Origin of the sequence: Streptomyces sp. HUAS 15-9 (genome assembly GCF_025642155.1) — a bacterium.
GTDB lineage: Bacteria > Actinomycetota > Actinomycetes > Streptomycetales > Streptomycetaceae > Streptomyces.
The window spans coordinates 2,059,867-2,072,256 of sequence record NZ_CP106798.1; the positions used below are offsets into that span (position 1 = coordinate 2,059,867).

Consider the following 12,390-nt stretch of genomic DNA (forward strand, 5'->3'; position numbering starts at 1 on the left):
GGTTCAGGCGGAGATGCCCACCACCAGCCAGATGAAGGCCGCGCCCGCCACCGTGCACAGCAGGGTGGAGCGGGCGGGGTGCTCATGGTGCGCCTCGGGGAGGATCTCGGCCGCGGCGAGATACAGGAGCGCGCCGCCGAACAGGGCGAGATAGCCGCCGAGCAGCGGTGCCGGGATGGTGAAGAACGCCGTGGACAGGGCGCCGAGGACCGGGGCGCACGCGTCGGCGACCAGCATGGCGACCGCCTTGCGGCGGGCGTTGCCGTACAGGCTGGTGATGGTGAACGTGTTGAAGCCGTCCGCGAAGTCGTGGGCGATCACGGCGAGCGCGACCGCCGCGCCCATGCCGCCGCCCACCTGGAAGGCCGCGCCGATGGCCACACCGTCCATGGCACTGTGGCCGACCATCGCGGCGGCCGCCGTGAGGCCCGCCTCGGGCGCGCGGTGCCCGTGCTCCTCGGCGCCGTGCGCGGCCTGCCGGGCGGCCAGCAGCCGTTCCACCAGATGGGCGAGCAGGAATCCGGCCACGAACAGCAGCAGGGCCGCCGGTACGCCGAAGACCTCCCGGCCCGCCGCGCGCAGTGCCTCGGGCAGCAGGTCGAGACCGACCACCCCCAGCATCAGACCGCCGGCCAGGCCCAGAACCAGGTGGCGACGGTCGGTCACGCGCTGTGCCGTCCAGCCGCCGGCCAGCGTCATCAGGAACGCGCCGAGCGCGACGAAGACCGCCATAGGCCTTTGCTATCCGATCACACCCCGATCGCGCACATCCGGCCACGCTGCCACCCGCCCACACCGTGATATTTCGTACGAGAGGACCCGTTCCCATGGCCGATGCCCCCACCGGCAAGGTGACCTTCGTCGGTGCCGGCCCCGGCGCCGCCGACCTGCTGACGTTCCGTGCCGCGCGTGCCATCGCCGAGGCCGACGTCGTGATCTGGGCGGCCAGCCTGGTCCAGGCGGAGGTCCTCCAGCACGCGCGCGAGGACGCGGAGATCCTCGACTCGGCGACCATGTCCCTCGAGGACGTCGTCGCCGTCTACCGGCGGGCCCGGGAGGAAGGGCTGCGCGTCGCCCGGATCCACTCCGGCGACCCGGCACTGTGGGGTGGTACGCAGGAACAGCTCGACCGGTGCGCGGAGATCGGCATCGCCACGGAGATCGTGCCCGGTGTGTCCTCCTTCTCCGCCGTGGCCGCCCTCGCGCAGCGTGAACTCACCATTCCCGAAGTTGCGCAATCGGTCGTACTCACCCGGCTGGGCGGCGGCAAGACGCCGATGCCGCCCGGCGAGGAGGTCCGTGAGTTCGCGCGCCACGGCACCACCATGGCGGTCTTCCTGTCGGCGGCCCGCAGCGGCCAGTTGGTCCGGGAGCTGCTGGAGGGCGGCTACCCGACCAGTACGCCGGTGATCGTCGCCCACCAGGTGACCTGGCCGGAGGAGCTGGTCGTGCGGTGCACGATCGGCACGCTGGAGGAGACGGTCAAGGAGCACAAGCTCTGGAAGCACACCCTGTTCCTGGTCGGCCCGGCCCTGGACGCGCACGGCACCCGCTCGCACCTCTACCACCCCGGTCACTTCCACGGCCACCGCAAGGCCGACCCGCAGGCCCGCAAGGAGCTGCGCGAGCGGGGTGCGAGCACATGACCGCGCCGATCACCGTCGTCGGTACGGGGACCGGGGTGCCGGTTCCCCAGGACGTCCTCACCGGGGCCGCGCTGATTGTCGGCGGGCGGCGGCATCTGGACGCCGTACGGCTGCCGGAGGCGGCGGAGCGGATCGTCCTCGGGCCGCCGGCGCCCGCGCTGGACGCCGTCGAGCGGTATCTCGACAAGGGCGCCCGGGTCGTCGTGCTGGCCTCCGGGGATCCCGGGTTCTTCGGGATCGTGCGGGCGCTGGCGGAGCGGTTCGGGGCCGGGCGGCTCGATGTGCGGCCCGGTGTGTCGTCCGTGGCGACGGCCTTCGCGCGGCTGGGGCTGCCCTGGGACGACGCGGTCGTGGTCAGCGCGCACGGGCGTGAGCTGCGTACGGCAGTCAACGCCTGCCGGGCGCATCCCAAGGTGGCCGTGCTGACCGGGCCGGGTGCCGGCCCGGCCGAGCTGGGCGCCGCCGTGTCCGGCGACCGCGTCCTCGTCGTGGCCAGTGCGCTGGGCGATCCGGAGCGTGAGCGCGTGGAGCGGGTGACGCCCGCCGAGGCGGCGGCCCGAAACTGGGGTACGGCGGTCAGCGTGGTGCTGTGTCTGGACGAGTCGCGGGCACTGGGCGCCTTGCGGACCGTCGCGGGCGGGCTCGACGGGCCCACCGGATGGGCGCTGGACGAGGCCGGGTTCGCGCACCGCGACTCGATGATCACCAAGTTCGAGGTGCGGGCCCTGGCGCTGGCCAGGCTGGGGCCGCGCCTGGGCGATCTGGTCTGGGACGTCGGAGCGGGCTCCGGCTCCGTGGCCGTCGAGTGCGCGCGGCTCGGTGCCGCCGCCGTCGCCGTCGAGAAGACCGTGGACGGGGTCGGGCGCATCCGGGCGAACGCGGCGGCGCACGGTGTGGACGTGCGGGTGGTGCACGGGGAGGCGCCGGCCGCGCTGTCCGGACTCGACGATCCCGACGCCGTGTTCATCGGCGGCGGGGGCCGCGAGCTGCCCGCCGTCGTGACCGCGTGCGCGCGGCGGGCCCGGCGCACGGTGGTGATCGCGATGGCCGCGCTGGACCGGGTGCCGACCGCGCGCGAGGCGCTCACCGGCGCCGGGTTCTCCTGCGACGGCGTGCTGTTGCAGTCGTCGCGGCTCGCGCCGCTGCCGGGGGACGTGACCCGGCTCGCGGCCACCAATCCAGTGTTCCTGCTGTGGGGCGTCCGGCTTCCAGCGCGTATCGAGGGAGTTGCACAGTGATCGGCCTCATTTCCGCCACCGCGGCGGGGGCGGCGGCGCGGGACCGGCTGGCGGCCGCGTGGCCGGACCGGACGCGGGTGTACGAGGGTCCCGTCGGGGACGCCGTGCGGGCCGCGTTCGCCGAGTGCGAGCAGCTGGTGTGCTTCCTGGCGACCGGTGCGGTGGTCCGGCTCCTCGCGCCGCTGCTGGGTGACAAGGCGTCCGACCCGGGTGTGGTGTGCGTCGACGAGGGCGGGCGGTTCGCCGTGTCGCTGGTCGGCGGGCACGGCGGCGGGGCCAATGAACTCGCCCGCGAGGTGGGCGGGTTGCTGGGTGCCGAGCCGGTGGTGACGACCGCGACCGACTCCGCCGGGGTGCCGGGCCTCGACACCCTCGGGTTTCCTTTCGAGGGGGCGGTCGCGACCGTCTCGCGGGCTCTGCTGGACGGCGAGCCCGTCGCCCTGGAGGCAGAGGTGCCGTGGCCGTTGCCTCCGCTGCCGACGGCGGCACGGGGGGCGTACACGATCCGGCTGACCGACCGTGCCGTAGAACCCGGCGAGCGCGAGGTGCTGCTGCGCCCGCCGTCCCTGGTGGTCGGCGTCGGCGCGTCCAGGGGCGCCGGCGTCGAGGAGGTGCTCGGGCTGATCGAGACGTCGCTGCGGGACGCCGGGCTCTCGGCCGGGTCGCTCGCCGAACTCGCCACCGTAGACGCCAAGTCGGACGAACCCGGGATCGTCGCCGCCGCCCAACGCCTCGGTGTGCCCCTGGTGACGTACTCCGCCGAGGAACTGGCGGCCGTCGAGGTGCCCAACCCGTCCGAGGCACCGCTCTCCGCGGTCGGCACGCCCTCCGTGGCGGAGGCCGCCGCCCTGGTGCGCGGGGGCGAACTCCTCGTCCCCAAGCGGAAGTCTCTGCGGCCGGACGGGCAGCCCGCGATGGCGACCTGTGCCGTCGTACGGCGGCCGGGACGCGGGCGGCTCGCGGTGGTCGGGCTCGGTCCCGGCGCCCGCGATCTGCTCACCCCGCGTGCACAGGCGGAGCTGCGGCGGGCCTCCGTGCTCGTGGGCCTCGACCAGTACGTCGACCAGATCCGCGATCTGCTGCGGCCCGGCACCCGGATCCTGGAGTCCGGCCTCGGGGCCGAGGAGGAGCGGGCGCGCACGGCGGTCGCCGAGGCCCGCCGGGGCCATGCGGTCGCGCTGATCGGCAGCGGGGACGCGGGCGTGTACGCCATGGCCTCCCCGGCGCTCGCCGAGGCGTCCGACGACATCGACGTGGTCGGGGTGCCGGGCGTGACCGCGGCGCTCGCGGCCGGGGCGATCCTGGGCGCGCCGCTGGGCCACGACCATGTGTCGATCAGCCTCTCCGATCTGCACACGCCGTGGGAGGTCATCGAGCGGCGGGTGCGGGCCGCGGCCGCGGCGGACATCGTCGTGACGTTCTACAACCCGCGTTCCCGGGGCCGGGACTGGCAGTTGCCGAAGGCCCTCGCGATCCTCGCGGAGCACCGGGAGCCGACGACGCCGGTCGGTGTGGTGCGCAACGCCTCGCGGCCGGACGAGTCCAGCCGGCTGACGACGCTGGCCGCGCTGGACCCGGCGACGGTCGACATGATGACGGTCGTGACCGTGGGCAACACCGCGACCAGGGACATCGCGGGGCGCATGGTCACCCCGCGCGGTTACCGCTGGCAGGAAGGCTCCCCGGAGGAGGCCAAGTGAACCGTGTCGTTCATCCGATCGAGCAGGAGTCGTTCCGGCGGCTGCGCGCCCGCCTGGACACCTCGCACCTCGCGCCGCTGACCCGGGCGGTGGTGGAGCGGGTCATCCACTCCGCCGCCGACCTGGAGTACGCGTCCGACCTCGTCATGGACGAGGGCGACCTGGACAAGGCGCACACCGCGCTGCACGCCGGGGCGCCCGTGGTCGTGGACGTGGAGATGGTCGCTGCCGGGATCACCCGGCGGGAGACCGTCTGCCGCCTCAAGGACGCCAAGTCCGGGCCGGGGCTGACCCGTTCGGCGCACGCGATCAGGCTGGCGTACGAGCAGGTCGGGCCCGGCGCCCTGTGGGTGATCGGCTGTGCGCCGACCGCCCTGGAGGAGCTGCTCACCCTGGACGCCTCCCCCGCGCTCGTCATCGGCCTGCCCGTCGGCTTCGTCGGCGCCGCCGAGTCCAAGGCCGCGTTGCGCGACAGCGGGCTGCCCGCTGTCAGCAACGTGTCCGAGAAGGGCGGTTCGGCGGTCGCCGCGGCCGCGCTCAACGCTCTTCTGTACCACCCGACTTCGAAGGAGAACGCGTGACCACCCCGCCGCCCGCCCTGCTCATCGCCGGCCATGGCACCCGGGACGACGCCGGGGCCGAGGCGTTCCGCGACTTCGTGCGGGAGCTGGGGCGCCGCCACCCCGAACTGTCCGTCGCGGGAGGCTTCATCGAGCTGTCCCCGCCGCCGCTGGGCGAGGCCGTGACCGAGCTGGTGGAGCGGGGCGTACGCCGGTTCGCCGCCGTTCCGCTGATGCTGGTGTCCGCCGGGCACGCCAAGGGCGACATCCCGGCCGCGCTGGCCCGCGAGAAGGAACGCCACCCCGGGATCTCGTACATCTACGGCCGTCCGCTGGGCCCGCATCCGGCGCTGCTGAACGTGCTGGAGCGGCGCCTGGACGAAGCGCTGGGCACCGACGCCGGTGGGCGCACTCCGCTGGACCGGGCCGAGGTGACCGTGCTGCTGGTCGGGCGCGGTTCGACGGACCCGGACGCCAACGCCGAGGTGCACAAGGCGGCCCGGCTGCTGTGGGAGGGGCGCGGGTACGCGGGCGTGGAGACGGCGTTCGTGTCGCTGGCGGCACCGGACGTACCCAGCGGCCTCGACCGGTGCGCGAAGCTGGGCGCGAAGCGGATCGTCGTGCTGCCGTACTTCCTGTTCACCGGCATCCTCCCGGACCGGGTGCGGCGGCAGACCGAGGACTGGGCGGCCGCGCATCCGGAGCTCGACGTGCGGTCGGCCGATGTCATCGGGCCCGAGCCGGAGCTGCTCGACCTGGTGATGGAGCGGTACGAGGAGGCCGTCAAGGGCGATCTGCGGATGAACTGCGACTCGTGCGTGTACCGCATCGCGCTGCCCGGGTTCGAGGACAAGGTGGGTCTGCCGCAACAGCCGCACTTCCACCCGGACGACGACGGGCACCATCACCACGGGCACGGGCATCATCACCACGGCGGACACGCCCATGCGCACTGAGGATTCTCCCGGGCACGATCTGCGGCACCACGGTGACGCCGAGGTGCGGGACGACGGGTCGGCGCTGGTCGACCTCGCCGTCAACGTCCGCGCCCACACGCCCCCGGCATGGCTGCGGGAGCGGATCGCCGATTCGCTGACCGGTCTCGCGGCCTACCCGGACGGGCGGGCCGCGCGGGCGGCGGTGGCGGCGCGGCACGGGGTTGCGGTGGAGCGGGTGCTGCTGACGGCGGGCGCGGCCGAGGCGTTCGTGCTGCTCGCGCGCGCTCTGAAGGTGCGTCTGCCGGTCGTCGTGCACCCGCAGTTCACGGAGCCGGAGGCGGCGCTGCGGGACGCGGGCCACACCGTGGACCGGGTGCTGCTGCGGGCGGAGGACGGCTTCCGGCTGGATCCGGCGGCCGTGCCCGAGGACGCCGACCTGGTGGTGATCGGCAACCCGACGAATCCCACGTCGGTGCTGCACCCGGCGGCGGCCATCGCGGAACTGGCCCGTCCCGGGCGGACCCTGGTGGTCGACGAGGCGTTCATGGACGCGGTGCCGGGTGAGCGCGAGGCGCTGGCCGGGCGGACCGACGTACCCGGTCTGGTGGTGCTGCGCAGCCTGACGAAGACCTGGGGTCTGGCGGGGCTGCGGATCGGCTATGTGCTGGCCGCGCCGGAGACGATCGCGGAACTGGAGCGGGCCCAGCCGCTGTGGCCGGTGTCCACCCCCGCGCTGGCGGCTGCCCGGGCGTGTGTGGAGCCCCGGGCCCTGACGGAGGCGGCCCACGCGGCCCGTCGCATCGCGGCGGACCGGGCCCATCTCGTCGCGGGTCTGGAGGAGTTCACCCCGGAAGGGCTGCGGGTGGTGACTCCCGCGGAGGGCCCCTTCGTCCTCGTACGGCTGCCACGGGCGGCCGCCGTGCGCCGTCATCTGCGCCACCTCGGCTATGCGGTACGGCGCGGGGACACCTTTCCGGGGCTGGACGAGGAGTGGCTGCGGCTCGCGGTGCGGGACCGGGGGACGGTGAACGGCTTCCTGCGGGCCCTGGACCAGGCGGTGACGCCGGACGGACGGTGAGGACGCCGGACGGGCGGCTAGGCTCGTCCGGCCTCCGATGACCAGGCTGGGCAGGCCCAGGTGCTCAGTCCCGGCGGCGTCGGGCCAGCACCAGCGCTCCCCCGCCCGTCACGACCAGCGCGAGCGCCCCGCCGGCGAGGTAGGGCGTGGTCGAGCTGCCGCCGGTCTTCGCGAGGCCCGTCTCGGCCGGGGCTCCCTGCGGTCTGACGTCGAGCGCGGGATCGGTGCTCGCCGGGGCTGACGTCGCCGGGTCGGCGGGGCTCTCGCAGGTCGCCTTGGCGAGGGTCGACGTTCCTTCCACCTCGGCCACGTTGAGCTTCAGGGGGTTGACGGAGACCTTGAGTTCGAGGGCGGTGGCGGCGGCCGTGCGGGAGGTGGTCTGCCGCTGGGAGAGGTCGAGACGCACCTCGCCGACCCCGGGGACCTTCACCTCTGTCGGGCCGCCCGCGGTGAGCCTCACGCGCTTGCCGAGCACCGTGACCGCGCCCAGCACGTTCGATGACGCGACGGGCTGCTTGCCGGCCTCGCAGGTCGCCTGCGCGGTGACCGTCTCGACCTCGACGAGGGACAACAGGGGCAGACCGGGGACATGGAGCTTGGCGTGGGCGAGGCGGACGGAGCCCTCGGCGCGGCTCGCCGAGACCGTGGCCTTGGCCGCGGCGACGTCCGCGCCCAGCACGGCGAACGGCTTGCCGCCTGCCACACCGTCGAGCTCGGCGGTGAGCGCGGTCTTCGACGCGCTCCGCGGTGCCTGGACCTCGTTGAGCGAGACCGCGAGCGGGACGTTCACGGACCTGTCGAGCAGGGACACATCGAGCCCGGTGCGCAGGACGACGGCGCTCGCGCGACCGTGGTCGGTGGTCGCGTGCGCGGAGCCCGCGCCGCCCAACGTCGCGGGGCCGGCGGCGAGGGCCGTGGCCGTCGCGACGGTCACGAGACGGCGTGCGGGCATGCGGAAGTGGTTGCCGTTCAAGGTGTGGGACCCCCAGACGAGACATGCTTGGGACCCGGTCAGAATTACGCACTGTGGGTGAACGGTCAGTAATCCCGCGTTACTTCACTCCATCGTGGACTTTCCGTGAACCCTTTCGAATCTCACGGCACAGGTGTTCGCCTGTTCGTCTCTACTCGACGACTCTCCCGTTGAGCACCACACGTCGCGGCGCCGCCAGCACCCGTACGTCCGCCCGCGGATCCGCCTCGTACACCACCAGGTCCGCCGGAGCCGCCTCCTCGAGACCGGGCCGCCCGAGCCACTTCCGGGCTCGCCAGGCCGTGGCCGACAGGGCCTCGACCGGCGGGATCCCGGCGGTGACCAGTTCCGCCACCTCGCCCGCGACCAGACCGTGCGCCAGTGAGCCGCCGGCGTCCGTGCCGACGTACACCGGGATCCCGGCGTCGTACGCACCGCGCACCGTGTCGTAGCGCCGCTCGTGCAGCCGCCGCATATGGGCCGACCAGCGCGGGTACCGGGACTCACCGCCGTCGGCGAGCCGGGGGAAGGTGGCGATGTTGACGAGGGTCGGGACGATCGCGACACCGCGCTCGGCGAACAGCGGGATCAGGTCCTCCGTCAGACCCGTGGCGTGCTCGACGCAGTCGATGCCCGCCTCGACCAGGTCCCGCAGGGAGCTCTGGGCGAAGCAGTGCGCGGTGACCCGGGCGCCGAGCCGGTGGGCCTCCGCGATCGCCGCCTCGACCGCGTCGCGCGGCCAGCAGGCCGACAGATCGCCGAGGTCGCGGTCGATCCAGTCGCCGACCAGTTTCACCCAGCCGTCGCCGCGCCGGGCCTCCTGGGCGACGTACGCGACCAGCTCGTCCGGCTCGATCTCGTGGGCGTAGTTCCTTATGTAGCGGCGGGTGCGGGCGATGTGCCGGCCGGCCCGGATGATCTTCGGGAGGTCCTCGCGGTCGTCGACCCAGCGGGTGTCGGAGGGCGAGCCCGCGTCGCGGATCAGCAGGGTGCCCGCCTCCCGGTCGGTCAGCGCCTGCTTCTCCGCGACGTCCGCGTCGACCGGGCCGTGTGCGCCCAGGCCCACGTGGCAGTGCGCGTCGACGAGGCCGGGCAGCGCCCAGCCCTCTACGGTCCGGATGTCCTGGGCGCCGGCCGGACGGTCGTAGGAGATCCGCCCTCCGACGACCCACAGCTCGTCACGGACCTCGTCGGGGCCGACGAGGATCCGCCCCTTCACGTGCAGCACCGCGTGATCGCTCATGTACCGCACCTTAGGACAGCTACCCCTCGGACTTCCCCACCTGGTCCGAGGTCTCCTCCTCCACCTCGGCCATCGCCGGGTCGAGCAGGCGGGAGAGGAAGTGCCGGGTGCGCTCGTGCTGCGGGCTGCCGATGACCTGGGCGGGGGGGCCGTCCTCGACGATCACGCCGCCGTCCATGAAGACGACCCGGTCGGCGACCTCACGGGCGAAGGTCATCTCATGGGTGACGACCATCATCGTCATGCCCTCGTCGGCGAGCATGCGCATGACGGCGAGAACGTCCCCCACCAGCTCGGGGTCGAGCGCCGAGGTCGGCTCGTCGAACAGCATCACCTCGGGTCCCATCGCGAGCGAGCGGGCGATGGCGACGCGCTGCTGCTGGCCGCCGGAGAGGGAGGACGGGTAGGCCTCCGCCTTCTCGGTGAGGCCGACCCGCGCCAGGTTCTCGGCGGCGATCCTCGCGGCCGTCGCCTTGTCGCGCCGGAGCACCCGGCGCTGCGGCAGGGTGAGGTTCTCGGTCACCGACAGATGCGGGAACAGGTTGAACTGCTGGAACACCATGCCGATACGGCGGCGTACGGCGTCGATGTCGACGTCGGGGTCGGTGACCTCGGTGCCGCCGACGAAGACCTGGCCCTTGGTGGGTTCCTCCAGCAGGTTGACGCATCGCAGGAGCGTCGACTTGCCGGAGCCGGACGGGCCGATGACGCAGACCACCTCACCCTGGGCGATCTCCAGGTCGATGCCCTTGAGCACCTGGTTGTCGCCGAAGGACTTGTGCAGGTCACGGACCTGGATCTCAGCGGTGCCGCGGATACTCACTTGACCGCCTCCTGGGCATTGGCCTCCAAGCGGCGCGCGACGAAGCCGAGCGGGATCGTGACGAGCAGATAGCACAGGCCCGCGACCAGGATCGGCGTGGAGTTGGCGGTCGTGCTGGCCAGGTCACGGCCGAACTTCGACAGTTCGCGCTCCTCCAGGGTCACCCCGAGCAGCAGGACTAGGGAGGAGTCCTTGAAGAGCATGATGAACTCGTTGGTGAGCGGCGGGAGGACGATCCGGAACGCCTGCGGGATGATGATCGAGACCATCGCGCGGGCGGGCGAGAAGCCCAGCGAGCGGGCCGCCTCCATCTGCCCCTTGGGCACCGCCTGGATGCCGGCGCGGAACGTCTCCGCCATGTAGGCGGCTCCGATCAGACCGAGCCCGATTGCGGCCTTGCCGTAGGTGCCGCCCGGGATCTCCGTGCCGGGGAAGGCCAGCGGCACGGCCACGCCGATGAAGACGAAGATCAGCAGTGCGGGCAGGCCGCGGAAGACCTCGATGAAGACGCTCGCGACCCAGCGGTACGGGCCCACGGACGACAGCCGCATCAGCGCGACGACCAGCCCGAGGGCCATGGCGAGCACGAAGCCGGACACCGTGTAGAGCACGGTGTTCTTCAGCGCCAGCGTGATGACGTCGGGGAACATCTGCTTGGCGATGTCCGGCTGCGCGAACTGGTTCCGCAGCCGCCCCCAGTCCGCCGTGACCGCGAGGGCGATCACGGCGGCGGCGAAGACGGTGTACTGGACGCCACGCGACAGGCTGCGCTTCTGGCGCCGGGTAAGACCCTTTTTCTTCGGCTGGAGTGCTGCGTCTGTGTCGGTCATGGGGTCAGGACGCGGAGGGCGAGGCGGACGCGGACGCGGGGTACGGGCCGATCCACTTCTCGTACAGCTTCTGGTACGTGCCGTCGGACTTGGCGCCGGCGAGCGCCTTGTTGATCGCGGCGAGGAGCTTGGTGCTGCCCTTCTTCACCGTGAAGCCGTACTGCTCACCGGTGTTGAGGTTGTCGACCACCTTGAAGGCGTCCGCGTTGGCCTTGTCCTTCAGCCAGCCCTGGACGACCGGGTAGTCGATGACGACCGCCTGGACCTGGCCGGTGCGCAGGCCGTTGAGGACCGCGTCGGAGGACTCGAAGGAGACCGGGTCGAAGCCCTTGCTCTTCGCGTAGTCCTCGCCGGTGGTCTGCGCCTGGGCGCCGAGCTTCTTGCCCTTGGCCTTGACGTCGGCGAGCGAGGTGAGGCCGCTCTTCTTGTCGACGAGGACGGCCTGGGTGGCGTCGAAGTACGGGTCGGAGAAGTCGACGTTCTTCTTGCGCTCGGCCGTGATGGTCATGCCCGCGGCGGCCACGTCGCACTGGCCGGAGTTCAGGAACGCGCCGGTCTTGAAGTTCTCGAACGGCGTGTCGAGGATCGTCTGCTTCACCCCGAGGTCCTTGGCGACGAGGTCGATCAGTGACACGTCGAAGCCCTGCACCTTGCCGTCGATCTCCGACTGGAAGGGCGGGTAGGGCAGGTGGGTGCAGGTGGTGAGCTGCCCGGCCTTGGCGAGCTCGACCCCGCCGACGGCCGTCTTCTTGGCGCCGCCGCCGTTGTCGCTCGACGAGCAGCCGGCCACGAGCACGAGCCCGACCGTCGCGGTGGTTGCCGCCAGGACGCGGGCCCGGCGCCCGAAGAGCGTGTTCACGAGGGGTGACCTCCTGTGGGGGAGCTTTGGATTCCGGTTGCAGGAGCTCCGATTATAAGGAGATGTTTGGGTCTCTCAAACCAAACCCATGGCAGCGGGGTCACACGGCCTGCGAGTCGACGGCCGAAGGGGCGTGATCTCGGCCGATCACCCGGAGATGCCGGCGCTGGAGCGGTGCCTCGAGTGGATCGAGGCAGAGGGGGTGGACGCGGTGAGCGTCCGGCGCCGGGCCGCCGCGCCGGCCACGCGGGTGCGGGCGGTGGGTCTGGGCGGAGGTCTGGCGCCGTACGCTGCGGGGCACCCGGACGTCCTGTGGGAGCGAATCGACGGAGTCACCGGGGCCGGAATTCAGGGAAATTTCGGAATCACTTTTCGTCGATAGCTTTCCCGAGTTCTTCTGCCCGCTTTTTGCGGAGCTAAACAAGGGTGATTTCATCCGGGTTTCAACCCTGTGACACACTCCACATAGCCAGTGTATTTGTCCCGTTTTATGCGGTGCAAA

General features: G+C 72.4%; 12 protein-coding genes. 6 read left to right on the plus strand and 6 right to left on the minus strand.

Going from position 1 to position 12,390, the window contains the following annotated elements:
* Positions 1 to 3 precede the first annotated feature (3 nt).
* Positions 4 to 732 (minus strand): ZIP family metal transporter, encoded by a 729-nt coding sequence (locus N8I87_RS09405; protein WP_263207278.1) that lies wholly within the window; start codon positions 730 to 732, stop codon positions 4 to 6.
* A 95-nt stretch (positions 733 to 827) separates the two neighbouring features.
* Between N8I87_RS09405 and cobM the strand changes: the two genes are divergently transcribed.
* Genes cobM through cobC form a run of 6 tightly spaced genes read left to right on the plus strand, consistent with a single transcriptional unit; the run spans position 828 to position 7,160 of the window.
* On the plus strand, positions 828 to 1,646 hold the full coding sequence (gene cobM / locus N8I87_RS09410) for a precorrin-4 C(11)-methyltransferase (RefSeq protein ID WP_263207280.1): 819 nt from the start codon (positions 828 to 830) through the stop codon (positions 1,644 to 1,646).
* Positions 1,643 to 2,884 (plus strand): precorrin-6y C5,15-methyltransferase (decarboxylating) subunit CbiE, encoded by a 1,242-nt coding sequence (gene cbiE, locus N8I87_RS09415; protein ID WP_263207282.1) that lies wholly within the window; start codon positions 1,643 to 1,645, stop codon positions 2,882 to 2,884. Before cobM ends, cbiE begins: the two co-directional genes overlap by 4 nt.
* Positions 2,881 to 4,584, plus strand: a complete 1,704-nt coding sequence (cobJ, locus tag N8I87_RS09420; protein ID WP_263207284.1) for a precorrin-3B C(17)-methyltransferase — start codon at positions 2,881 to 2,883, stop codon at positions 4,582 to 4,584. Before cbiE ends, cobJ begins: the two co-directional genes overlap by 4 nt.
* Positions 4,581 to 5,165: a precorrin-8X methylmutase gene (locus N8I87_RS09425; RefSeq protein ID WP_263207286.1), complete on the plus strand. Its 585-nt coding sequence runs from the start codon at positions 4,581 to 4,583 to the stop codon at positions 5,163 to 5,165. The genes cobJ and N8I87_RS09425 overlap by 4 nt, the downstream gene beginning before the upstream one ends.
* A complete protein-coding gene (locus N8I87_RS09430) occupies positions 5,162 to 6,100 on the plus strand; it encodes a sirohydrochlorin chelatase (protein WP_263207288.1) in 939 nt (312 codons plus the stop codon). The genes N8I87_RS09425 and N8I87_RS09430 overlap by 4 nt, the downstream gene beginning before the upstream one ends.
* Complete coding sequence (cobC, locus tag N8I87_RS09435) at positions 6,090 to 7,160, plus strand: Rv2231c family histidinol phosphate aminotransferase CobC (protein ID WP_263207290.1); 1,071 nt, start codon at positions 6,090 to 6,092, stop codon at positions 7,158 to 7,160. Before N8I87_RS09430 ends, cobC begins: the two co-directional genes overlap by 11 nt.
* Positions 7,161 to 7,224: 64 nt before the next feature.
* Here the strand turns inward: cobC and N8I87_RS09440 are convergent, their stop codons facing one another.
* The 5 genes from N8I87_RS09440 to N8I87_RS09460 form a co-directional block, all read right to left on the minus strand.
* Positions 7,225 to 8,133: an SCO1860 family LAETG-anchored protein gene (locus N8I87_RS09440; RefSeq protein WP_263207292.1), complete on the minus strand. Its 909-nt coding sequence runs from the start codon at positions 8,131 to 8,133 to the stop codon at positions 7,225 to 7,227.
* Between the two features lie 151 nt (positions 8,134 to 8,284).
* The gene (locus N8I87_RS09445) at positions 8,285 to 9,376 is read right to left on the minus strand and encodes an amidohydrolase family protein (RefSeq protein ID WP_263207294.1); all 1,092 of its coding nucleotides are present in this window, start codon (positions 9,374 to 9,376) and stop codon (positions 8,285 to 8,287) included.
* A 19-nt stretch (positions 9,377 to 9,395) separates the two neighbouring features.
* Positions 9,396 to 10,193, minus strand: coding sequence for an amino acid ABC transporter ATP-binding protein (locus N8I87_RS09450; protein ID WP_263216362.1), 798 nt, complete (start codon positions 10,191 to 10,193; stop codon positions 9,396 to 9,398).
* 2 nt (positions 10,194 to 10,195) lie between these two features.
* Positions 10,196 to 11,029: an amino acid ABC transporter permease gene (locus N8I87_RS09455; protein ID WP_263207296.1), complete on the minus strand. Its 834-nt coding sequence runs from the start codon at positions 11,027 to 11,029 to the stop codon at positions 10,196 to 10,198.
* Between the two features lie 4 nt (positions 11,030 to 11,033).
* Positions 11,034 to 11,888 (minus strand): transporter substrate-binding domain-containing protein, encoded by an 855-nt coding sequence (locus tag N8I87_RS09460; RefSeq protein WP_263207298.1) that lies wholly within the window; start codon positions 11,886 to 11,888, stop codon positions 11,034 to 11,036.
* Positions 11,889 to 12,390 lie beyond the last annotated feature (502 nt).